We start from the raw sequence: 23,133 nt of genomic DNA, 5'->3' as shown, positions 1-23,133 counted from the left end.
GGTCAGTCCACACGGGCGGGTTGTTTGACATCGTCACTCATCCTTTTGTTTGTACTCTCTAATCAGTCGGAATAGCTCTGCCTGATATCTCGCGTCGGCCAAGGCGGTATGATCCCCGGAGAGAGTCGGTTTCAAACGAGATGCCATTGCGCTGGACTTCGTTGCGTCCCAACTCCCACCAAATTTCCCGTAATAGAAAGCCTTAATATCAAGTGCCGTGAAGCCAAACGGATTCTCGCCAACATATCTGTGAAAATAATAGTTGATGAACGACCAGTCGAACGGAGCGTTCAGACCAACAAAAACAGGATCGCCATTCAGGTGCGATATCCAATCGGCGAAACGAGACATTGCATCTGGTGGTTCAAGCCCAGTCTTTGACAGGCTTTCCAGCGACATGCCGGTCACAGCCATCGCCTCTGGTATACAGTTCGTATTGAGTGGTCTTAACTCGCACTCGAACCCATTTTCGGGATTGAATATATCACAGGCTCCAATCGACAAGAGACTATACTCGCCCGGAATTGGTCCAGCCGTTTCAACGTCAACGGACACGAAACATTCTTTTTGGTTGGTCACGAGATAAGCGGCTCCGTGGGGACAAGTGGGGGACGATTCCGGATCGCGTTATAGTGGTCACGAAAGGCCTGTTTTTTGTCCTTTAGTGTCCCTTCAGTTTTCCACGACAGTCCGCCGAGCGTCGTGATGTCGAAGGGGCGCCCGCTGTCACCCTCCCGTGAAGTCACCATTGTAGGCAGGCTCCGCCCGAGTGCATAACCAAGTTCAAGGAAGCAGTTCGGCCTGGTGCCGGTGATATCTGCAATCACCAAGCTGCTTCGATGCAGCTTGGCAAATATCTCCTGATCAATACGGGCATGCTCAAACGCCTGCTGGCCATCGACGACAGTAAACCGGTACCCCATCTCATCTTCGACAATGGGTCGAACGATCGTCTCGAAGAAATCATCAACAGCAGCGAATTCAGGGTGCTCCGGATTGAGCAGGCGCACTGCAAACGCTTTGGGCGGTTCAAGATCCTCCAGAAGGTCAATGAGCGTTGAAGCTCGTTCATCCACAGATGTGCGGTTTGAGAAGTTGATTTGATTGATCCAGTGATGCGGCGTCCTTGTTTCCGTTCGGAGCAATTGACCGGCTCGATTGCTGGATAGCCCTATGTCGAACAACTTTCTGGCCCCTTGGCCGGACGGAGTGAGAGCAGCCTTCAAAGGGATCACGTGCTTTCCCGCATCGTGATAAAGATTGGCTAGGTAAGTGACACCTTCAGCGCCGCCAATGGCGACAAGAATGTCGCCCCACTTTGCCTGCAGTTCCATTCGCTTGCCGTTCATGTTCCAATGCGAAGCATTCTCAATCTCAACGAGATCGGTCCCACGCAACTCATCCCAAAGTTGGTGCATTTCCGGCGGAATCTGATCTTCAGACTTGTGATGCTGAACGGCGATCGCAAGCGGGTTCGGAGCTCCGGTGGGACGTTTCGCAATATGGTCTTTGATCGTCTGCCAAACCAGCCAGTCAAAACAAAAGGGGCGATCATCTTGATCCCGTTTCTTTTCTGCATCAACGGGGATTACAAATGTAGCACCTGCTCTCACCAACTTCTCGACCAGATTCACGATAAGCTGCCTTGACGCATCAACCTCGTCTGTTGAAGCGATAGTCAAATCCGCTGAAATGCTTCCGCTGATGTGAATTCTGCGTCCAAACAATGGTGACTTGGCCATTATACATCCTCGAGAACAGGTGAGGGACGCATTGAGTTAGCGGTTTCAAACAGGTCGTCAAGAGTCATGGCGCGCTCAGGAAATGCGAGGGAAAGCGCCGATGGATATAGGCGCGTTCGGATGTCAGAGTATGTCCATGAGGGTTGCCCGTCCCTGGCGCCTGTCATTGAAGCGAGGCGCTTCAACTCTTCTGGACGAAGTTGTAGCGCGGCCAGGTCCATCGAAAGCAATTCGATACGCTCTGCCTCGCTTGGCCGAAGAAATTCCTCGATGATGGCCGCTCGCCTAACCAACGCTGGATCTAGAGTGCTCAAGCGATTGGTGCACAAGATCGTTACAACCCTGCCACCAAGTTTGCGGAGTTCGTCGATCGACTGAATCAGCGTGTTGACCGCAACCTTGTCCTCGTGATGGCTATGCGCCTGTGACCGTGCCGCGGCGAGAGAATCTCCTTCATCAATGATCAAAATTGCGCGACGGTTTTTTCCCGCTGACTGCGTCACTCTCTCAAACGCCTCAATCATCAACGTGCCCATTTCGCCGACCTTGCCGCCTCCGCGGACGCGATTACTCATTTTGAACAGGATCGAGTCTTCCGTTCGCGACTCAGCGACAAGCTTGTTGGCTATGCATTCTGCCATTGCCGTCTTACCAGTTCCCACGTCTCCGTGAAAGATGACGAGCGGGTACTGATCAGCCACAAGACTGCCAAGAACCAGTTTCCCGCCATGGTATTTCCGGTTCCATACTTCGATCTGATCCATATGCAAGAGCAAACGAAGTTGGTTTTTGACCCGCTGATATCGCGGCTCAAATCCAAGCAGTGTGCCAGCTCGTTCATCAAGTAGAGCGTCTGGCAGAATTGTCTCGCTATCAAAAATGCTCGCGTTACTCATGCCGCAAAATCCTTTCGCTGCATGCCCCAACCGTTCTTGGCGTAGTCCCTGCTTCCGCTGCTCTTAAGCGATGAATGACTGGTATCTTCGTTCGTGGGCGTCCAATTTATCTTCAGTTTCTTCTTCATCGACTCTTTTTCGGAAGAACCATAGTCGCTCGTGTAACTCAGGATGATCCGCAGATATGGATCACTGACTTGCGGCCACCTGACACCGCCAGGTCTGTTCATCGTGAGATCTCCAGACGAACTATTGACCGTGTACTGGGTTGCGCGGACTTCGCTACCCCCCGTGAACAATGTCAGGTCGACCTTTTTCAAATACCCATTCTTGGCCAACTCTTCGACATCGTGAGCATACTCCCGCGCTTTCTTCTCGGTTATCGCGCCAGAGCTTTGAGCGATCATCACAATGTCGGCCGTAAAGCGACGTATCACTGTTGCAATATCTGTCGTAGTGTAGGTCTCGGAAGCCGAGTAGGTCGATGTTGTAGTCACTATGCGTCCTCCACTTTGAACCGTGGCCCAAAGATTTCTTTCCAGATTTCAGTGTCATCCTCGGCCGAGGCGAAATTTGCGGTTTCCCAAGCGTCGTCTGCAGCCTTAACAATTTCCTGCCGTTCTGCTTCGCTAATTCTTGAAACGGTGTTGTTGGTGCTGCAAACGGGATCGATGATCACGACGGGGTCGCTGAAGCTGGCCAGAGGCAAAGTGTTTTCCGGAAAAGAAATAGTATCCTTCAGCTCAGACTGGGCAATGTAGAGCAGGAACTTGCGAAAGCGTTGCTCTATCGAGCCCTCAAAGCCTTCCTGATCAAGAATAAAGGCCAAGATAAGCTCGATATGGAAAGACTTGAGATGCGTAAGCTCAGCGTAGTTTCTCCAACGCTTGGCCATCCGCACCAAAGTACGAAAATCACTATCCTTGTCCTTGCGGTCTCTGACGAACTTGATCTGGCAAGGCGCACAGGTTTCTGTTTTAGAACCATCTTGTAGATCGTATTGCCAACCGTAGCCATCGCGATTGTCATCGGCGATGACGGGGACGATATCCACATCCAGTCCGGTACCAAGGAATGAAACTTTTGCAGCCTTTCGCTGAATCTCGAAGTCCTCAACAGACTTGGTTGGGTAGACATCAATCAGCAGTTCATAGATCTTGTCGTTCAGGGTTTGGAGCGTCTCTCCGTCCACCGAACCGGCATCGATGTAGAAGACTACATCTACGTCAACAGGATCTGATGCTGTTTTCCGTAAAATTGTGAACTTTGCGAAGGAACCCGCCTTAACCACTTTCTTGATCTTGATTTCAGTTTTCTCGCGAATGCTTTTGCTCAGCTCTGAGATCAAGCGATCGACCTGCTTGTGGTACTCTGTGCGCTTGTCGTCTGGCAGTCTGAGGACATTGCTGTCGTAGTATTTCAGTTGTGTGTTCGTAAGCGGCATCAACAGCCTCCTCGCTGACTTGGCCGCCGCCAAGCCGGTTTACAATTTTTCCTCCCAAACACGCTTTAACACACTAGTTACTTAAAAATCCGAGGAAATCAAGCGTCCCAGTTTACATCTTTTGATTTTTGCAGATTGCTGTAAACTAAAACCTCTGGAGGGAACAACATGATCGGTCACAGGCTTAAGATTGCTCGTGCGGCGGCAGGGTTTTCGCTACGTGATTTGGCAGCCGAGATAGATGGCTTGGTAACGGCTCAGGCAATCGGGAAGTACGAGCGTGACGAAGATATGCCTCGTTCAAGCGTACTGCTTGCCTTGTCTGATGCGTTGCGTGTCTCTGAGGAATATCTGCTCAGCGACGATGATTTGGCTCTTGAGGGCGTGGAATTTCGCAAAAAGCCAAACACATCGGCCCGTGAAGAAGCGGCCATCGAAGCCAACTCCATCCATCTATTGGAGCGGTATCTTGCGATAGAAGACATGCTTCAATTGAAAAGCGTTGACTGGGAGAAGCCACGAAGTGCGCCTCACCCTGTCTTGGATATCAGAGATGCGGAGGATGCTGCACGGTCTGTTCGCGAAGACTGGGGATTAGGCAACGACCCAATTCCCCAGCTGGCTGAACTTCTCGAAGAGCGCGGCATAAAGGTGCTGTCGCTGGCACTGGAGAACATCGACGGGCTCGCAGCAAAGGTTCGGCGTAAGGATCACATGGCCGCACGGGTGGTGGTTGTGAAGTGTGATGCCTGGTCTGAGCGCAAGCGGTTCACACTGGCGCATGAGCTTGGTCATATGGTGATGGAGCCATCAGCCAATCTGAGTGAACAGGATGTAGAGAAAGCAGCACACAGGTTTGCTGGCGCATTCCTTATACCAGCCGATACGTTGAGAGCAGAAATGGGTTCGAATCGCTCCTCGGTATCGCTTGGAGAATTGGTTGCTCTAAAGGTTCGGTTCGGGGTGAGCATTCAGGCCATTGCGTATCGATGTAAGGACTTGGGAATTCTCAATCAGAGCGCATTCGTCAAGCTTTTCAAACTATTCAATCAACGGGGATGGCGAAAACCGCCCTACGCTGAACCGCGTGCGATACCCTCAACTTGGGAGGAACCGAAACGGTTCGAGCGTCTTTGCTACAGAGCTCTTGCCGAAAACCTCATCGGCGAACCAAGGGCGGCGGAATTGCTCGGGATATCCGTCCGGGAGTTGGATGCACGGCTCGACAATCCGGCCAACTAACATTGCCAGTTCTTGTCTCAGACACTTCAGTCCTCATTGACTTAGATCGTGGAAACTTGCTGGAATACCTGTTCCGGCTTCCTTATGACTTCTGCGTGCCTGACCTTCTGTTCAAGCGCGAACTAGCTGGCGACCTCGGTGATCGACTTCGCGAGCTTGGGTTAGGCGTCGTGGAACTGTCTTCTGAGGAGCTTGCTCGAGCAACCTCGGTGCGAAGGGCAGTGAAAGTTCTGTCGACACCGGATACGTTTGCCTTTTCCATTGCGGAGTCACGGAGATGGACTCTGCTCACAGGCGACCTCGCGCTTCGAAGGCTTGCAGAACAACACGGTGTGAAGATGCATGGGGTCTTGTGGGTTATTGACGAACTAGACCGCGAAAGTGTGCTGGACGCTGCAGGTCTGCATCGGGCGTTGAGCACGATACATTCGCACCCGCGATGCCGGTTGCCAGCCGTCGAGGTCCGGCGCATCTTGGCGAGGCTGCTAGCATGAATAGCTTTCCCCAAGAAACAGTCAAAAGGAGGACACTAATGACCAATTTGCGTAAGTTCACTCTGACGAAGGACAAGCAAATGGATGACTGGGTACTGTCTGAAGAAGGTTCAGATCGTGCTCGAAAGCGTTTCAAAACCAAAGCAGAGGCGACGAAGGGCGGAACTCTCGAAAAGGCTCTCGGGGCACAAGGTGGATCGGTCCGTATTCGAAAGGAGGACGGCAAGATACAAGAGGAGCGAACCTTTCCTCGCAGTCGCGACCCCAAAAACACACCGGGATAACTAGGGTTGTTTAGTTCCTCCGCTTCCGGTTTTCTTAGCTATGTGGACATCTGGCTACTCAAAAGAATCTGCGACTGAACGTCGGCTTTATGATTCGCTTCACTTGATTGATGAAACTGCAGCGAAGGGCTGCTTTCCTGAAGGTTTTTCGATGCGGGCCGCTGCGTGACAGCGAGGCGTCTGCGGGCGTCGGCCCGCGTTGACAAACCTCGGAAGGAGGAAGCCGCGGGACCCGGGCGCTGTCTATGGGGAAAGCGTGCTGCGGGTGATTGCGAGGGTGGGGTCTGGCCACCGACCGGACATGGCGTGCCTATCGCTGGAGGTCGCTCGGACGGCTGGGGGCGTGAGTTTCGGATGCCGGCGGAACAGTTGATTGCATTTTCCTGAGCAAAGCGCGGTAAAGGGCAGGCCAGGAGCGGTCCAGCCTGCGGGCGGCAGCTGGTGAGTTTCGCGCGTTTGAGGCGGGTGTTGCGTCATGCGGCCTGCTCCCGGGGCGGTGCTCGAGATGGCGGCTTCTGACCGCGGCGGAAGATCTCGATGATGCGCATCGCCCCGCCACAGCAGGGGCACGGTTCGCGCAGTGTGAGTGGGATGACCTCAGCACTCTCCTGCGGGTCCGGGTCCTGCGGCGCCTCGCCGAGCAATCTGCGGATGCGGGCGATGGTGGCCTTGCGAGCCGCGCTGGCCAGCAGCCCGTAGTGCCGGATGCGGTGGAATCCATCGGGCAGGACGTGGATCAGGAACCGGCGGATGAACTCGCCGGTCTCGAGGCGCATCACCTTTTGCCGGTCGCCGTGCTTGATGCGGTAGTCCTTCCAGCGGAACGCCACGGCCGCAGCATCGGCGCTGTTCAGGCGGTGGTTCGAGATCGCCACGCGGTGCGTGTATCGGCTGAGATAGGCGAGCACGGCCTCGGGGCCGCCGAAGGGCGGTTTGGCGTAGATGACCCACTCGGTCTTGCGTAGCGGGGCGAGGTAGGTGGCAAAAGCGCCGGTCTGAGCCAGGTTTTTGAGGTCGCCGAAGAACTGAAGCGCGCCCACCTTGTGCAGGACCGCCAGTCCTTCGAGGAAGAGTTGCCGGAACAACCGGGAGAGGACGCGCACCGGCAGGAAGAACCCGGGGCGGCAGGCGATCCATTTTATGCCGTCCGGCGACAGGCCGCCGCCAGGCACGATCATGTGGACATGCGGATGGTGGGTCAGCGCCGAGCCCCAGGTGTGGAGCACGCTGGTCATGCCGACCCGGGCGCCGAGATGCCGGGGATCCGCGGCGATGGTCGTCACGGTCTCAGCCGAGGCGCGGAACAGCAGGCTGTAGACTGCCTTCTTGTTCCAGTAAGCGATTTGCGCGATCTCGGCCGGCAGGGTGAAGACCACGTGGAAGTACTCGACCGGCAGCAAGTCCTCGGACCGTGCGGCCAGCCAGTCACGTGCGGCTGGTCCCTGGCACTTCGGGCAGTGCCGGTTCTTGCAGGAATTGTAGGCGATGTGCCGGTGGCCGCATTTTCCGCACGCAGCGACATGCCCGCCGAGCACCTCGGTCCGGCAGGCCTCGATCGCCGACATCACCTTGAGCTGGGTTAGGCTGACATGCCCGGCATTGGCCCGCCGCCACGCGGGTCCGTGTCTTCGGAAGATGTCAGCAAGCTCCAGTCCCGGCCGCCCGGGCACCCCTGGCGTCCGGTCACTCCAGTCCGCGCCGGAGAGTGTGGTCCTGCAGCTCCTTCAGACGTTCGTACGGGCTGACGGTGGAGCGGATCGTCTTGGTGGCCACATGCGCGTAGCGGGCGGTGGTGCTGAGCTTGGCGTGGCCCAGCAAAACCTGGATGATCCGCACATCCGTCCCCGCCTCCAGCAGATGCGTCGCGAAGCTATGGCGGAGCGTGTGCAGGGTTGCGGGCTTGTTGATCCCTGCCATGTGTTTTGCGGACGTGAACGCCCGGTTCAGTTGCCGCGGTGACAGCGGGTTGATCTCCGGCTTGCCCGGGAACAGCCAGCCCTCCGGCCGCGCCTCGCGCCAATAGTCGCGCAAAAGCTCCAGCAGCCCCGGCGACAGCATCGCCTTGCGGTTCCGGCTGCCCTTGCCGTCCTCGACGTGGATCAGCATCCGGTCACTGTCGATATCCGTGACCTTGAGATTGCAGACCTCGGAGGCCCGCAGACCTGCACCGTAGCTGATACCCAGGGCCGCACGGTACTTCAGCCCGGGTCCGGGCACCGCGGCCATCAGGTCGCCCACTTCTTCGACGCTGAGGACGATCGGCAACTTCCGGGGTTTGCTTCGGAACTGCATGTACCGCTTCATCTCCTCGCGGCCGCATGTGATGCTGAAGAAGAACCGCAGCGATGAGATCCGCACGTTGAACGTCGAGGCCGAGACGCCGGTATCGGTCATGTGCAGCTGGTAGGCCCGAAGCTCTTCCGGCGTTGCTGTATCGGGCGCATGCCCGAGGTATCCCGCGAAATCCTTGATCGCCCGAATATGGGCTTTCTGGGCGCTCTCGCCCATGCCACGGATGCGCATGTCCTCGATCATCCGCGCGCGCAGCGGCGTGGTTCTATGATCCTTCATGGGACCCTCCTGTCTGTGGATTGAGAAGGCCCCAATCATCAGACAGATCCGGTCATTCCCAAATGCACAGGGGGGTCAGATCAGCGTGGTGCGCCCGCCACAGCCGCCCCTGCCGCGCGAGCGGCTTCGTCCTCCCGCCCTTCGCCCAGACGGCAGGGCCCGTGCTTCGGCTGACGTGAGCGATGGCTGCAAGCAATTGTTGCATCGGGAAGCGCATTTCAAAGCTCTCCCTCGTTTCGTTAGATTCGACACTTTGAGACGCTGAAAGTCACGCCTGATCAGAGCGCGGCTACCCCTGTGCTGCCAAAAAGTCAGACACAAGACCCAGCCCCTGCTTCAGGACTTCCGGCCCATTGGCATAGCCGATGCGCACATAGCCCTCCATGCCCAGGGCCGACCCCGGCGTGAACATCACCCCTGTCTCCTTCAGCAGCGCCACGCAGAACTCCCGCGAGCTCATCGGCAAATCGTATTTCAGTAGCGCCGTGGTGCCGGATCGCGGCTTCACCCAGGAGATCCGCGGTTCCTGTTCCACCCAGTCGGACAGGATCGCCAAATTGCCGCGGGTGATCCGCTGGCTGCGCGCCAGCACCGCTGCGCGGTTCTCCAGTGCCAGCGCCGCAAAATGGTCGTCGATCATGCCCACCGAGATGGTATCGTAATCGCGGTGAATGGCCACTGCCTCGATCACCTCCCTTGGCCCGGAGATCCAGCCCAGCCGCAACCCGGCCAAGGAATAGGCCTTGGACATGCCGGCGGTGGAGATGCCCTTTTCATAGATATTCGCGATCGAGGCGGTCATGCCGCCCCCCTCTTGATCGGTGCCGCGGTAAACCTCGTCGCACAGGATCCAGGCGCCTGCTCCTCGGGCAATGGCGGCGATCTCCTCCAGCATCGCCCGGTCCATCAGCGCGCCGGTCGGGTTGTTGGGGTTGTTGATGGCAATCAGCTTCGTCTCCGGCGTCACCAGCGCCCGCAGCTCGTCCAGATCCGGCAGGAAACCGTTCTCCTCGCGCAAGCGCAGCTGATACACATCCGCACCGATGCTGGCCGGGATCGAGTAATGCTGCTGGTAAGTCGGCACCACCGCCACCACGCGGTCACCGCGCTCGACCAGCGCTTTATGCACCAGCATGTTGGCTCCGATGGTGCCATGGGTGACGATCACATTCTCCGGGCTTTGCCCCCTGTAGAGAGCCGCAATGGTATGCCGCAGTCGGTCCGAGCCCTCGATCGCGCCATAGGTCATCTTCATCGCAAGAAGCTCTGACAGATCAGCAGAGTTTTTTCCCGCCAGCTGCAGCAGCTCCTCAATGGTCAGGCTTTCAACACAGGTCTCGGCGAGGTTCCATTCACATTTGGTCTCCCACTCGTTCATCCAGATTTCGACACCGAAAGGTTCGATATGCATGTGGGCTCTCCTTTTCCTCAGGCGGTTGCAGCGCGGTAGATGGCATTGGCGACGGCGATATCCTCCAGCCCCAGCCCGATGGAGCGAAAGAACACCACCCGCCCGGTTTCAGGCCCTTCGCAGGTCCCGGCAGAAAGCTCCGCCAGATCACCCCGGAGCTGATCCGCGCTCCAGCCATGATCCCGCGCGGCCAGCACCATTTCCCCGGCGCTTGCCGGCGTGGTCTCGCGGTAGTCGCAATAGACCTGCGCCGAGGCCAGGAAGGCAGGCGTAATCTCATACGCCTCAGCCGCATTGGTGCTGATCGAGGTGACCAGAGCCCCCGGCGCAACCGCCGCCGCATCCAGAACCGGTGTCCCCGAAGAAGTGCAGAGCATCACCACATCCGCGCCCCGCGCGGCCTCTTCCGCACTGGCGGCAAACTCTGCCTCCGGGCAGATCCCGCGCCATGCGGCCTGCTTGCCCGCATCCGCACCCAAGCCGGGCGAATAGACCCGCACCTCCTGCCAATCGCGCAGACCCTGGACATGCCGCCAATGTGCCTGCGCCACGGCGCCGGAGCCGATCACGGACACCCGCGCAGCCCCCTCACCCGCCAGCAGATCCACCGCCAGCGCCGTAGTGGCCGCGGTGCGTTCGGTGGTCAGCCGCCCGGAATCGCACAGCATCAGCGGCTGGCCCGTCTCCATCGACATCAGCACCGTCCAGGCGGTGATCACCGGCCCGCCCTCGCGCGGCAGATAAGGCGACAGCTTGGCGCCAAAGGTGCCCGCCCCGGCCGCCGCCCCCAGATAGGTGATGAAATCCCCCTGCCCTTCCGGAAACAGCGTCAAAGTCTGCGCAGGCTGCACCGCCTGACCGCGGCCCAAGTCTGCAAACAGCGCCCGCATTTCCTGCAGCACATCGACCTGCGGCAGCAGCTGCGCCACGGCTTCGGCATCCAACACAATCGGGGTTTTCGTCATCGGCAAATTCCTTCTTTGCCCGAAGGGTAGCGGCCCCCCTGCCCTGCCGCCATCATCCCCGAGGATGATGCATGCCACCCCGCCGCGTGTTATGGCAGGCAGACCGGGAGGATAACGTGGAGTTTCAAGGCACTGACATTGCGGCTGCGAACAGCGCGCTGGCCAGCGTCATCAGCGGCCAGCGCGGCGCGGCCGGGCTGATCGCCGCCGCCCGTCCTTTGCTGCCCTTCACCGCCGCCTTCTGCGTTGTTAACCGCCCCGGCCAGCGCCCGCACTACCTGGATGACAGCTACCCGCAAGGCGCCGCCAAGGACGCAGTGCAGCTCTATGTGAAATGCACCTACTTGCTGAACCCGGTCTACAACGCGCTGCTCGACGGGCTGCAGCCGGGGCTCTACCGGATGGCGGACCTGGCACCCAACAATTGGAACCCGGCGCCGGAGACCCCGGGCATTCTGGTCGAGGACGCCGAGGAAATCGGCTACCGCACCCCCGGCTGGCCCGCGGGGCTGGTAGAACTCACCCTGCTGATAGAACTGCCCGGCGGTGCCATGGGCGAGGTCAGCTTTGCCCGTCCTGCGGCAAACGGCGGTTTTTCCGATGATCTGCTGGACCGGCTGCGCCCCTTTCTGCCGCTGTTCGGGGCAGCTTTCACCCGGCTCTGGTCCCGGCAGGCCCCGGACCTCAGCGCAGCCAAACCAGAGCGGACGCTACAGGACTTTGGCCGCAGCACCCTCTCCCCGCGGGAGGCGGAGATCGTGCAGATGATCCTCAAGGGCCATTCCAGCCTGTCGATCTGTCTGACCCTCGGGATTGCCCTGCCGACGGTCAAGACCCACCGCAAGAACGCCTATGCCAAACTGGGCATCAGCACCCAGCAGCAACTGTTCAACGCCTTCCTGGAATGGCAGAGCAAGGCGCGCTAGCAGCGGCATTCTTCCCAAGTTCTGAAACACCAGCTTACACCGTGATGGCAGTGACGATGATTTTGAGTGTTTTGCCTAGGTGTTTGATCCCATGGTTTGATGGTGCGATCTGTTCTTTGGAATGGAAGGAAGCACTATGGGACAAGTTCGTCACGGGAGCGCCACGACCACGCACGCCGTCAGAGCAGCAATACAGCGATCGCAAGCTTCGATCGCGGCACTGAGCAAGGAGCTGGGTATCAATCCCAAGACCGTCGCGAAGTGGCGCAAGCGTGCGACGGTGGAGGATTTGAAGACCGGGCCGAAGGAGCCGCGTTCAACCGTTCTCTCCGAAGCGGAGGAGGCAATGATTGTCGCATTCCGGCGGCATACGCTACTGCCGCTGGATGATTGCCTTTATACTCTCCAGCCGTCGATCCCGCATCTGACGCGGTCGGCGCTACATCGGTGCCTTCAGCGGCATGGCATCTCGCGCTTGCCGGATATCGAGGGTGACAAGCCAAAGCGGCAGCGGTTCAAGCGATACCCCATCGGCTTCTTTCACATCGACATCGCCGAGGTTCAGATGGTGCAGGGCAAGCTTTATCTCTTCGTGGGCATTGACCGGACCAGCAAGTTCGCCATCACCCAACTCGTGGACAAGGCAGATCGCAAGACAGCCTGGGAGTTCCTCGAACACCTGCTCAAGGCCGTTCCTTATCGGATACATACGATCCTGACCGATAACGGCATCCAGTTCGCCGAGCAGCCCCGAAACCGGAACAGAGCATATTCCCGGCAGATGCGCTTCGACATGATCTGTGAGGCCAACGAGATCGAGCATCGCCTGACCAAACCGAACCATCCGTGGACCAATGGCCAGGTCGAGCGGATGAACCGCACAATCAAAGAGGCGACAGTGAAGCGATACCACTACGACAGCCACGATCAGTTGCGAACACATCTCGGCGACTTCATGGCTGCCTACAACTTTGGGCGCAGACTCAAAACTCTCAGCGGCCTCACGCCCTACGAGTACATCTGCAAAATCTGGACTTCAGAGCCAGATCGATTCATCATCGATCCGATCCACCAGATGCCGGGACTGAACACCTAACAGTCTTACGCTACGCGCGATCTCTTCAGACCGGGCAAAATGGCAAAGTGCCCTTAGCGGGCAAGAAGTCCAATGAGTGCACTGACCCGCTAGCACGCCAATTGAGTGCAGTCTTTTCGGGCGTTGCCTCAAGCTTACGCCAAGGCCCCATTCGAAAGTGACTTCCCCTAACTTGAGAATGACAAGCCGTGCATCCGCTTCCACATAGCACCGAGCCCAGCTGGATTGCAGTTGATCGATAGCATTGACCCCTATAGATCAAAATGCGACATTTTTTGAGCTATAGAAGGGATCTCTATACCCCATGCCATGGAATTGGAAAATGCCCGGGTGGCCAGGCTTTCGGTATGATGCCTCGGCTCTCGAGTCACTGGAACGGCAATTTCTGCTGTCTTCCGGCGAGATTCTCGGAGCCGTGCATCACGTCAGCCAATCTGAACGCGAGCAACTCCGCATCGAGCTACTCAGCGATGAGGCAATGCAAACCAGTGCCATCGAAGGTGAGATCCTGGATCGGCTCAGCGTTCAATCTTCGCTGCGCCGCCATCTGGGGCTGGCGCCTGACAGCTATCCAGCAAAACCGCGGGAGCAAGGTGTCGCCGAGATGATGGTGGACGTCTATTCCAGCTTTGCAAGCCCGCTTTCTCACGAAACACTGTATCGCTGGCACCATATGCTCCTGTCCCATGACCGCCGTCTTGAAGCCATCGGCGGCTACAGGCGGCACGCGGAAGCAATGCAAATCGTCTCCGGCCGCCTTGACCGGCCGACAGTACACTTCGAAGCTCCGCCTTCGGGTCAGGTCCTGCGCGAGATGGAACGCTATGTTGGCTGGTTCAATACCACCGGGCCGGGTGCTCCTGAGCCGCTCCCTGCCTTGACCCGGGCCGGGCTGAGCCATCTTTACTTCGAGAGCATTCACCCCTTCGAAGACGGGAACGGCCGTTTGGGCCGCGCCCTGGCCGAAAAATCTTTGGCGCAGAACCTCGGTCAACCAAGCCTCATTGCCCTTGCCTTCACCATAGAAAGGGAAAGGAGAGCCTATTACGACCAGCTCGAAGTGCACCAAAAAACGCTTGATGTAACAGCTTGGCTTGTCTGGTTCGCTGAGATTGTGCTGAAGGCTCAGCAGGTCACACTTGACCGGGTCGGTTTCTTCATCGGTAAGGCGCGCTTCTATGACAGGCACCGGGACCGATTGAACGAGCGGCAAGCCAAGGCAATTGCGCGGATGTTCAGAGAAGGCCCCCAAGGTTTCAAAGGCGGGCTGAGCGCTGAGAAGTACCTCAAGATCACCGGCACATCGCGGGCGACAGCAACCCGGGATCTGCAGGATCTCGTTGAAAAGGGCGTGCTCAGCCGTACCGGAGAACGCCGTTATACGCGATATTGGTTGAATCTGGACGAAGAGGCACAGTAACACCAACCGGTTCCGCGGCCTCTGCCAGTCCGCTGTATCTCTCAGGTGACCAGTGAAAGAAACGTCCAGTCCGGCTTTCGTTTCAGATAGTTCAGTATTCTACTGGTCAGACCGCTACCTTGTTTTCGTCAAGTTTCGCTCTGTTTGCCCTGCCAGTGGTTGATTGAGATGGACTCATGTACGGGCATCCTAGAGCGGCTAGTAGCGGCCAGACAAAGGCGCTTAGATCAATAGAATAGGTGATGTAGTCGGAGAGCGGTGGAAGCTCTTAGGTGCGGTCACGTGGTTTGAACGCGTTATGGAAGCGTTCATCCAGTATGCGTTTAGTAGCGGTAGCTTATGGCACTTACTGCGGTCTCCAGGAGAATCGCTTAAGGAGTGTTTTCTAGGCAAGCGGCCCGCGCCAACGCTGTGCCCCGCTATATCGTACTCGTCAGTTTTCAAGTGGAGGCAGCCTCCACCCCGCCTAAAGAGGTAAAAACGCTATTATCTTTCAATACGTTAACAATACTCGGCTGCGCGACAGTACTAGATATAGCGGTAGGCGCTTACATGACTACAATCATCACTACATGGAAATCTCTTGCAAGGAGCGGGTATTTGGTGGCATCACGGAAACTGTAACGCACAAAGCTGCTTAGCGGCCGTTCGGCGTTACGGAAGAGCCGCGATAAAGACGGCCGGACAAGGAGCAGTGAATGACGGCACAAATCGAACCCGCTATCGGGATGCCGCCAGGGGCAGATGTCTTTGACGATCTGCTTAAGGATGAAGCTCGGCTGCGCCAGTCCTTGGACAAGCATATGCGCAACGTCTTCGCGCCGGAAGCGAAGAAAGAGCTTAGACCGTTCACTTCGGGTGAAGTGGCCACGCTGCTCGGTCTGAGCCAGTCGCATCTGCGCAAGCTGCATTTCGACGGCAAGATTCCCGATGTGAATACAGACGGGCGCGGGCACAGGCTCTATACCGGCAAAAACATTCAGGACATCCGCCTAGCGATGGCGCGGACAGCAAAGGACCCGCTGCAGTTCCTGCCCGGCCGGGTAGGCAGCGACCATTTGCAAGTGATTGCGGTTTCGACCTTCAAAGGCGGCTCGGCTAAGACAACCAGCGCCGTTCACCTTGCACAGCGCTTCGCGCTAAAGGGGTATAGGGTCCTGGCAGTTGACATGGACCCGCAGGCGTCGCTTACCACCATGCTGGGTCTGCACCCCGAACTCGATCTGACAGATTCCGGCACAATCTATGACGCCGTGCGGTACCAGGATCCGGCCCCGATGGAAGATGTGGTCCGAAAGACCTACTTCCAAAACCTCGATCTGGCGCCTGGCGGACTGATCCTGTCGGAATACGAGACAGAGACCCCACATGCAATTCGTAAGGGCATACAGCCGCCCTTCTACCTTCGGCTGAAGGCGGCGATCGACCAGGTCGAGGACCGCTATGACGTGGTGTTCATCGACTGTCCGCCGCAGCTGGGCTTTCTCACCATGTCAGCGCTAGTGGCCGCCACCGGCCTTTTGATCACCGTGATCCCGAATATGATCGACGTGGCCAGCCTCAGCCAGTATCTCACAATGGCCACCTCACTTCTAAAAGTGGTGCAGCGCAACGATCAGCGGCTGGACTATGATTTCCAGCGTTATCTCCTGTGCCGCTACGAACCTTCGGACATGCCGCAATCACAGATGGCATCATTCCTCCGGATGCATTTCGGGCAGCGGCTGATGACGGAACCGTTCCTGAAGTCCACTGCAGTTTCCGATGCAGGCCTGTCACAAAAAACACTCTACGAAGCCAATAGAGCCGAAATGAACCGCGCCACGCTGGAGCGAGCAATGGAATCAGTAAACCACGTGGCGGATGAATTCGAAACCGCTGTGCAGGCGGCCTGGGGGAGAAGCTAATGGCGCGCAAAAACGTCTTTGAAGGGCTGATGGCCGAATTCGGCGCCGAGGCTGAGGAAGCGGCCGCCCCGGCTGAACGCGATCCTGTCGAAGCCGCCCGCGAGGCGCCCATTCCCCAAGCCTTCCGCCGCGGTCCCGTAGCAGCCCTGGAAAATGACATCCGATCAACCGCGCAGCGCAGCGTGCAGGAGATCGATCCGGAGCAGATCGAGGATACCGGCATGCGCGACCGTTTCCAGCTGGACGGTAACGATCTAGAGGAGCTGAAGCAAAGCATCGGCCAGCACGGCCAGCAAGTGCCGATCCTGCTCAGGCCGCATCCGCGGCTGAGCGGGCGCTACCAGGTCGTCTATGGCCGCCGCCGCCTCGCCGCGATCAAGCAGCTGGGTATCCCGGTCAAAGCACTGGTGCGCACCCTGTCGGATGAGGAAGCGATCCTTGCCCAGGGCCAGGAGAACAACCACCGTAAGGATCCTTCCTTCATCGAAAAGGCCGTGTTTGCGGGTGACCTAGAAGAAGCCGGTTACGCCCCCGCGGTGATCCGCGAAGCGCTAGCGGCAAGCAAGAGCCACCTGTCGCACATGCGCAAGGTGCGCCAGGCGATCCCGCGCAATGTGATCGAGTGGATTGGCGAAGCACCGGGTGTTGGCTGGAAACGTTGGCACGCGCTGGCGGAGAAAGTACTGGAGCATGAAATCGACCCGGCCACTGTGCCGGTGACCGAGGCAGATGCCAAGCTGGAGTCGGCCAAGCGGTTCGACGCTTTTGCCCGGCGAGTGGAGGCGCAACTGGCGCCGAAGAAACCAGAAGCCCCTGCCCCAAAACCGGCACGGACCGTGCGCGCACCGGAAGGCGGCGCCAAGATTGGGGAGGTTCTTACGACCGGAGGACGCACCATTCTGCGGACACACCCGAAACAACAGGAATTCTCTGAATGGCTTGACCGGCACGGAGAAGAAGCCCTGCTGCGCCTGCATGCGCAGTGGCAAGAGGAACAGGCGTCCTGAAAAGAGCGCCCGAGGCATAACAGGCAACACCAGCAAGGAGGCACAATACAGGAGACCAAAAAAGAGAAGCTCCCCAAGACCGTAATCCCAGAGAGCCCCATCTATGTTTGCACCTAAGATGTACCCCGCTCTCTTCTGAACTGTCAACAACAACCCATCCGGTTGACAGGTAACTTGTGCCAAAAATTGCCGTTAGGCAGGGTACAGGAAGGATAAGGTGTGGCTTCCTGGTCCCTCGTGAAGAGCAGATGGCATTCAAACAGCTTATTCCGGCAACCGGGGTCCCTTCCCCGGCCGATCTCCCTTGCCTGGACGGCAGCGATCCACGGCAAATGTTTTGGGACGTGATCACTAATCTCAAAGCAGCCAAGGACACCTTCAACCTCAAGGACCGGCATTTCAGCCTGCTGCAAGCGCTGGTCTCTTTCGTCCGCGAGCGCGGGGCAACCGGCACCTGGGTGGTGTTTGCCTCGAACGAAAAGCTTTGCGAGCGAGCCAATTGCATGGGAGAACGCACAATGCGACGCCAGATTGCCCGGTTGCTCGAGGTCGGCCTTCTGCGCAGAACTCAATCCCCCAACGGCAAACGCTATGTACACCGCGCCCGCGACGGCAGCATTTTGCAGGCCTATGGCTTTGATCTGGGTCCGCTTCTAGAACGCGCTAGGGAGATCGCAGCGCTTGCGGCAGAGGCCGAAGAAGAGGCCGTGCGCGTCCGCCTGCTGCGCGACCGCCTTTCCACGCTGCGGCGACAGTGGCCCATTGGTTCGGAAGAAGATAACATCATCCGCCTCGCACTTCGCCGCCGCCTAAACCGTGTTGAACTGGAAGCCCTCATTGGGCGGTTCACACCCTCGGATGATACCCCTCCCCCGCCCTGCTCCGAGTCCGTGTCTGGTGGCGAAGACCTGCTTGAGGCTGAAGTTTTGTCCCCCGATGACAGTCAAAATGTCCGCCACCATCAGAGATCAATACAGAAAAAAATTGAATCTGAAGAGTCCAAGGTCGAAGGTGAAACACTTGGTAAAGCAAAAAAAACTAGGGCAGGCCACAAGGATGTACCTTCGCTCACTATGGCAGACGTCTTAGCAGCTTGTCCCGAGGCTTTAAGTTTCGCACAGTCGCCAGTACGGAACTGGGTAGATTTGCATCAGTTGTCGCGATTTCTCGCACCAATGCTTGGGTTGAGCCGAAACGTATTGGACAGCGCCGAGCGGGAATTGGGTCAGGGAGGCTTGACTTTGACTCTTTTGGCTATGACACAAATGCACAAGAACATTCGATCTCCTGGTGCCTATCTGCGAAGCCTTACTAACGGTTCTGCAACTGGCCGCTTCGATCCAGTTCGCTTGATCCAGAACCTTACCAAGAAAGTAGGCAACTGTTCATCCATTGATGGTTTACCCGGGTAAACCATCAATAGCGTTCCGGTTTAGCTTACCTACAAAATTGAGTGAACGGGGTTTCTTCGAAGACACTCCCTCAGACCTGTTCAGGTCGGTTGTCTCTCAGGCTAGAAACACCTTAGCGAGGTAGATTGATGCCTTCCGCAATCTAGTCAAACGGCATTCCACTACTCGACTTTCAGATTTTGTCGCTTCAGAGCTTAGGAACTAAAAACCGCAAAGACACTCTGTCTCAGGTACGGTAAGTCCACAAAAGGGTTTACCCGGGTAAACCGGAAACGCGGTGTGACGTAAGTTCAGTCGATATCTACACACTCACGTGAAAGCATTCAGGTCGCTTGAAAGCGACATTGTTTAGCTAGGTGTTTAATCCCACAGATTGAAGGTGCGATCCATTCTTTGGAAAAGAAGGAAACACTATGGGACAAGTTCGTCACAGCGGCGCCACGACTAAGCACGCCTATCCGAGTTGCAATAAAACGATCGCAAACTTCGGCGGCGGCATTGAGCCGAGTACTCGGTATCAACCCGAAGACAGTCTCGAATTGGCACAAGTGCGAGACGGTCGAGGATCGCAAGACCGATCCGAAGAAACCTCGCTCGACCGTTCTCAACGAGGCTTAGGAGGCTTTGGTGGTAGATTTCCGTCGGCGCACGCTCCTTCCTATGGATGATTGTCTATACGCCTTCCAGCCCTCGATCCCGCAACTAACCCGGTCAGCGCTACACCACTGCCTTCAGCAGAATGGCATCTCACGGCTACCGGATGTCGAAGGGGAAAAACCAAAGCGTCAGAGCATTAATCTTTACGCCATCGGCCTCTTTCACATGGACATCGCAGATATTACAGACCGCCGAGGATAAGCTCCATCTCTTCATTGCTATCAACAAGACCAACAAGTTAACGGCCGCCCAACTGGTCGAGAAAGCCGTCAAGCGGACGAAATGTGAAATCTTGGAAAACCTGTTGGAGGTAATCCCATACCGGATCCACGCGATCCTGACCGACAACGGAGTTTAGTTCGCCGACCAGACCGTAGCCACAACACGATCAATTCCCGGCATATGCGCTTTGACATAGTGTGTGAAGTGAACGGGAGCGAGTACTGGCAGACCAAACCCAACCATCCGTGGACAAATGGTCAAGTCGAGCGGATGAACCGAACAATCAAGGACGCCACCGTCAAACGCTTCCACTGCGACAGCCACGATCAACTTCTCACCTTCTTCGCCGATTTCATGGCCGCTTTAAACTTCGCCCAAAGGCTCAAGAGCCTAGCGGGCTCAAGCCCTACGAATACTACTGCAAAGTCTGGACTTCAGAACCAGACAGTTTCATGGCCGATACGATCCACCAGGTACCCGGGCTGAACACCTAGTTGCCAACACAACCGAATTGCCGCATACGACTACAGTTATAAAGCCAAAACTTTCGGCAAGATCTCTTTTGGAACAAATTCGACAGGACAGGTTCCAAAGGTCTAGGGCAGGGGGGCATCCTGTGTTTCCGGCTCATCCTGCTTGGGCCGCTCGACCGGAATCAGGCCCCGGGTCTTGGCGCGGTCCAGCAGCATCTTGACGGAAGACACAGACCATTTTGCCCGCCCACGCGGTGTCCGCTCGCGCATGGCCTCCAGCCGGTCTGCAATCTGCTGAAGCGTGATGTCCGGAGCCGAGCCTGCAATGGCGGCAACAATCGTCATCAGCCGATCATCGGGCTCCCTGCGCCGGGCGCGCTCAAGGACATGGCTTTCCAAGAAACCTTCGCGGACATAGCGTTTCGCCGCTCGGATCAGCCTATCCCGCGACCATTGCCGCGAGCCGGATGGAAGCCGGACATTGATGATCCCAACCACGTCCTCCCACGGCAGATCGGGCCGCAGGCGGCGCACTTCAGGAACCCAGTCCTGCGCGCTGTCCTCCAGCCGCCGGAACAGGGCCTCATCGCGGGCAGCCTGTACTTTGCGGAGGGCGCCGGGGTCCTTGCTGCGCAGTCCGGGATTGCCACCGATCCGGCCCTTCGCCCGCGCCGATTTCAGACCGACCAAGGTGCGCTCCCGGATCAGCGCGCGTTCCAGTTCTGCCGCGGCGCCCAGCACCTGGAGGGTGAATTTTCCCTGTGGGCTGGAGGTGTCGACCGGGTCGCGCAGGGACTTGAAGTGGACGCCTTTGGCCTCCAGCCCCTCGATCACCTCCAGCAAGTGGGAGAGCGAGCGGGCAAGCCGGTCCAGACGAACGACTACCAACGTATCACCTGGGCGGAGCGTTTCAAAAAGTCGGTTCAGGACCGGTCGCGTCCGGTCGCCGCCGGACGCCTGTTCCTGATGCACCCGTGCGCAACCTGCAGCCCGGAGATCTTCAGCCTGGGCGGCGGTGGACTGGTCATCGGTAGAGACACGGGCATAGCCGATGAAGGGCATGGTGGATTCTTGAAGCTGTCTATTGGCGATCGTTCACAAGTTTGCCTGATCCGGAGTAATTTTCAATTTAATATGTCACTATTAAACGGAGGTTTGAAAACAGGTGTGATGGACAGCCTATGGCCACGGCAGCCGGCAGATCTCGCGTTCAACTGCGAATTCCAATTGAAGCTGTGATCAGGAACATTGCCGCACGCGTTTTGCCTAAGCGCTTCGCTGCAGTGCCGTTGTCGTTCAAGTTCAGAGCCCAGCGGCCTTTGTCAGATTGATGCGGAAGCGGTCCCGGCGGCTCTGGTAGCGGCGGGTCATTTCTGCTGAGGCATGTCCAAGCTGCTTCTGGACATAGCGTTCGCCGGCCTCTGCTGAGCTGGCCAGCCCTGCGCGCAGGGAATGCCCGGAAAACATCGCCAGCCTCTCCTTGTCAGGCAGGTCCGCCCGGATGCCCGCGTCCAGCACGGTCTTCTTGATCAGGCGCGCAACGTGTTTGCCGTTGAGACGGGTGTCCAACGCCTGTTTGCCGTCGCGCGAGACGCGCACGAAGACCGGGCCGAAACCGATCTTTGCAAAATGCAGCCACTGTTCCAGCGCCTGCACGGGACAGGTCCGGGCGGACGACCCGCGGCCCACCTCGACCTCGCGCCACCCGGTTTCCGCGTTGAGTGTGAGCAGGGCCCCCTTGTCCATGATCTCGATCCAGCCGCCGGAGTCCGGGGTGTCGTCCTTGCGCACATCGAGGCTGACGATTTCGGACCGGCGCAAACCGCCGGCGTAGCCCAGAAGCAGGATCGCCCGGTCCCGCAGACCCCGCAGGTCGTAGGGCAGGGTGTCGGCCATCGCGAGGAGATCTTCGGCCAGGATGGCTTCCTTCTGCACGGGTGGGCGCGCATGCTTGCGCTTGATCCCAGCCAACACTGTGGCGATGTGCCGGTTCTTGCGATCGAGAGTGAAGCCGCGCTGCGCATAATTCCAGGTAAGGCCGGAGAGCCGCCGGTCTATGGTCGAGACCGAAAGGGCAGGGGTCTTGCCTGATGGGGATGCCAGGTCCGCCAGGTAGAGGCCGATCATCTCAGGCGAGGGCGGCAAGGGCTCCGTCCCCTTCAGCCGGCACCAGCGGGAAAAATGTTTCCAGTCCTTCGCGTAGGCTTTCAGCGTGTTGTCGGAGGCCGCGGCCCTGGCATAGCCGCGGGCGGTATCGACCAGCCGATCGAACGTGCCGGAGCCGGCGACGTGCGAAGGCAGAGCGATGTCGCCAAGCTCATCTTGTTTGGAGGAGGTGTGAGCCTTATACTCCTGTGTCATACGCATACTCCGAGAGGTTTCGATGGGACGTGTCAAGGTCAATCTCACGCTGGACGCAGATGTGGCGGAAACGGCCCGGTCTCTGGGTTTGAATATGTCGCGCCTTGCAGAGGCGGCGATTGCCGAGGCCGCCAAGGTTGAACGGAACCGGCGCTGGCGTGAAGAGAACAGTGCTGCGATCAGCGCCTATGCCGATGAGGTTGCGAAAGACGGTTTGCCGCTCGCCCGGTACAGAAGTTTCTGAGGCGCGGCCCCGATGGCGCAGTTCGATCTTTACCGCCTGAAGGGCGGGCAACTTGTCGTGGATCTGCAAACCGACCTGATCGGGATCGACGCGTCGCGCATCGTGGCGCCCTTGCGTGAGGCGGGCCGGTACACGGCCTTCCCGGGGCTGACGCCATCTGTCGAGGTCGAAGCGGCAATGTGGATTGTCAGGGTTCAGGAACTGGCCGCGGTTGCAGGGGCGGAGTTGGGAGAGCCCATCGGGTCGCTGGCAGAGCATCGTGACGCGTTGAAGCGCGCCCTGGATATTCTGATCGATGGGGTTTGAGCGTGGGGTCTCGCCTTGCCCTTGATCTCTCTCGTCTGCGTCGTTCTGATAAG

At 58.0% G+C, this 23,133-nt stretch carries 22 protein-coding genes and 1 pseudogene; 12 read left to right on the top strand and 11 right to left on the bottom strand.

From position 1 onward, the window contains the following. Window positions 1–33: 33 nt before the first annotated feature. The 5 genes from ACXAED_RS23245 to ACXAED_RS23225 are packed head-to-tail and all read right to left on the bottom strand — an operon-like array spanning window position 34 to window position 4,082. Entirely contained in the window at window positions 34–579 is a 546-nt protein-coding gene (locus tag ACXAED_RS23245; protein ID WP_475054005.1) for a 3'-5' exonuclease, read from the bottom strand. Continuing rightward, window positions 576–1,742, bottom strand: coding sequence for a hypothetical protein (locus tag ACXAED_RS23240; RefSeq protein WP_475054004.1), 1,167 nt, complete (start codon window positions 1,740–1,742; stop codon window positions 576–578). The genes ACXAED_RS23245 and ACXAED_RS23240 overlap by 4 nt, the downstream gene beginning before the upstream one ends. Continuing rightward, a complete protein-coding gene (locus ACXAED_RS23235; RefSeq protein WP_475054002.1) occupies window positions 1,742–2,638 on the bottom strand; it encodes an AAA family ATPase in 897 nt (298 codons plus the stop codon). Before ACXAED_RS23235 ends, ACXAED_RS23240 begins: the two co-directional genes overlap by 1 nt. Next, window positions 2,635–3,135: an HORMA-1 domain-containing protein gene (locus ACXAED_RS23230; RefSeq protein ID WP_475054000.1), complete on the bottom strand. Its 501-nt coding sequence runs from the start codon at window positions 3,133–3,135 to the stop codon at window positions 2,635–2,637. The genes ACXAED_RS23235 and ACXAED_RS23230 overlap by 4 nt, the downstream gene beginning before the upstream one ends. Next, window positions 3,135–4,082, bottom strand: a complete 948-nt coding sequence (locus tag ACXAED_RS23225; RefSeq protein WP_475053999.1) for a CBASS oligonucleotide cyclase — start codon at window positions 4,080–4,082, stop codon at window positions 3,135–3,137. Before ACXAED_RS23225 ends, ACXAED_RS23230 begins: the two co-directional genes overlap by 1 nt. Before the next feature lie 168 nt (window positions 4,083–4,250). Between ACXAED_RS23225 and ACXAED_RS23220 the strand changes: the two genes are divergently transcribed. Genes ACXAED_RS23220 through ACXAED_RS23210 form a run of 3 tightly spaced genes read left to right on the top strand, consistent with a single transcriptional unit; the run spans window position 4,251 to window position 6,102 of the window. Continuing rightward, a complete protein-coding gene (locus ACXAED_RS23220; RefSeq protein ID WP_475053996.1) occupies window positions 4,251–5,324 on the top strand; it encodes a helix-turn-helix domain-containing protein in 1,074 nt (357 codons plus the stop codon). Further along, on the top strand, window positions 5,216–5,818 hold the full coding sequence (locus ACXAED_RS23215; RefSeq protein WP_475053995.1) for a PIN domain-containing protein: 603 nt from the start codon (window positions 5,216–5,218) through the stop codon (window positions 5,816–5,818). The genes ACXAED_RS23220 and ACXAED_RS23215 overlap by 109 nt, the downstream gene beginning before the upstream one ends. A gap of 38 nt (window positions 5,819–5,856) precedes the next feature. Further along, the gene (locus ACXAED_RS23210; RefSeq protein ID WP_475053993.1) at window positions 5,857–6,102 is read left to right on the top strand and encodes a DUF2188 domain-containing protein; all 246 of its coding nucleotides are present in this window, start codon (window positions 5,857–5,859) and stop codon (window positions 6,100–6,102) included. A 473-nt stretch (window positions 6,103–6,575) separates the two neighbouring features. On the opposite strand, the gene ACXAED_RS23205 is transcribed toward ACXAED_RS23210, so the two are convergent. From ACXAED_RS23205 to ACXAED_RS23190, 4 genes are all read right to left on the bottom strand, one after another. Continuing rightward, entirely contained in the window at window positions 6,576–7,772 is a 1,197-nt protein-coding gene (locus ACXAED_RS23205; RefSeq protein ID WP_475053991.1) for an IS91 family transposase, read from the bottom strand. A gap of 13 nt (window positions 7,773–7,785) precedes the next feature. Next, entirely contained in the window at window positions 7,786–8,673 is an 888-nt protein-coding gene (locus ACXAED_RS23200) for a tyrosine-type recombinase/integrase (RefSeq protein WP_475053989.1), read from the bottom strand. A 289-nt stretch (window positions 8,674–8,962) separates the two neighbouring features. Beyond that, window positions 8,963–10,084, bottom strand: coding sequence for an aminotransferase (locus ACXAED_RS23195; protein WP_475053987.1), 1,122 nt, complete (start codon window positions 10,082–10,084; stop codon window positions 8,963–8,965). A gap of 17 nt (window positions 10,085–10,101) precedes the next feature. Further along, the gene (locus tag ACXAED_RS23190; RefSeq protein ID WP_475053984.1) at window positions 10,102–11,049 is read right to left on the bottom strand and encodes an ornithine cyclodeaminase family protein; all 948 of its coding nucleotides are present in this window, start codon (window positions 11,047–11,049) and stop codon (window positions 10,102–10,104) included. Window positions 11,050–11,120: 71 nt separating this feature from the next. Here ACXAED_RS23190 and ACXAED_RS23185 point away from each other — a divergent pair, with 71 nt between their 5' ends. The 7 genes and pseudogenes from ACXAED_RS23185 to ACXAED_RS23155 all read left to right on the top strand — a co-directional run bounded on the left by ACXAED_RS23185 (window position 11,121) and on the right by ACXAED_RS23155 (window position 20,190). Continuing rightward, window positions 11,121–11,975 (top strand): helix-turn-helix transcriptional regulator, encoded by an 855-nt coding sequence (locus ACXAED_RS23185; RefSeq protein ID WP_475053982.1) that lies wholly within the window; start codon window positions 11,121–11,123, stop codon window positions 11,973–11,975. Window positions 11,976–12,111: 136 nt separating this feature from the next. Further along, window positions 12,112–13,071: an IS481 family transposase gene (locus ACXAED_RS23180; protein ID WP_475053981.1), complete on the top strand. Its 960-nt coding sequence runs from the start codon at window positions 12,112–12,114 to the stop codon at window positions 13,069–13,071. A gap of 304 nt (window positions 13,072–13,375) precedes the next feature. After that, entirely contained in the window at window positions 13,376–14,491 is a 1,116-nt protein-coding gene (locus tag ACXAED_RS23175) for a DUF4172 domain-containing protein (protein WP_475053980.1), read from the top strand. Window positions 14,492–15,189: 698 nt separating this feature from the next. Continuing rightward, window positions 15,190–16,398 (top strand): plasmid partitioning protein RepA, encoded by a 1,209-nt coding sequence (gene repA / locus ACXAED_RS23170; RefSeq protein ID WP_245597312.1) that lies wholly within the window; start codon window positions 15,190–15,192, stop codon window positions 16,396–16,398. Beyond that, window positions 16,398–17,405, top strand: coding sequence for a plasmid partitioning protein RepB (gene repB / locus ACXAED_RS23165; protein WP_475053977.1), 1,008 nt, complete (start codon window positions 16,398–16,400; stop codon window positions 17,403–17,405). Before repA ends, repB begins: the two co-directional genes overlap by 1 nt. A gap of 248 nt (window positions 17,406–17,653) precedes the next feature. Next, entirely contained in the window at window positions 17,654–18,817 is a 1,164-nt protein-coding gene (gene repC / locus ACXAED_RS23160; protein ID WP_475053974.1) for a plasmid replication protein RepC, read from the top strand. A gap of 413 nt (window positions 18,818–19,230) precedes the next feature. After that, window positions 19,231–20,190: pseudogene (locus tag ACXAED_RS23155) on the top strand (transposase family protein). A 102-nt stretch (window positions 20,191–20,292) separates the two neighbouring features. Here the strand turns inward: ACXAED_RS23155 and ACXAED_RS23150 are convergent. Beyond that, window positions 20,293–21,231 (bottom strand): recombinase family protein, encoded by a 939-nt coding sequence (locus ACXAED_RS23150; RefSeq protein WP_475053972.1) that lies wholly within the window; start codon window positions 21,229–21,231, stop codon window positions 20,293–20,295. 240 nt (window positions 21,232–21,471) lie between these two features. Beyond that, window positions 21,472–22,530 (bottom strand): tyrosine-type recombinase/integrase, encoded by a 1,059-nt coding sequence (locus ACXAED_RS23145; RefSeq protein ID WP_475053971.1) that lies wholly within the window; start codon window positions 22,528–22,530, stop codon window positions 21,472–21,474. Between the two features lie 22 nt (window positions 22,531–22,552). Between ACXAED_RS23145 and ACXAED_RS23140 the strand changes: the two genes are divergently transcribed. Together ACXAED_RS23140 and ACXAED_RS23135 are read left to right on the top strand one after the other, a co-directional pair. Beyond that, on the top strand, window positions 22,553–22,774 hold the full coding sequence (locus ACXAED_RS23140) for a type II toxin-antitoxin system CcdA family antitoxin (RefSeq protein ID WP_222482133.1): 222 nt from the start codon (window positions 22,553–22,555) through the stop codon (window positions 22,772–22,774). Window positions 22,775–22,786: 12 nt separating this feature from the next. After that, window positions 22,787–23,080, top strand: coding sequence for a CcdB family protein (locus ACXAED_RS23135; RefSeq protein WP_259966347.1), 294 nt, complete (start codon window positions 22,787–22,789; stop codon window positions 23,078–23,080). The last annotated feature ends 53 nt before the right edge of the window (window positions 23,081–23,133 follow it).

It is taken from the genome of Leisingera sp. ABM4_103 (assembly GCF_056158685.1).
The sequence above is the reverse complement of the archived record's forward strand: the minus strand, read 5'-3'. Positions and strand labels throughout refer to the sequence as shown.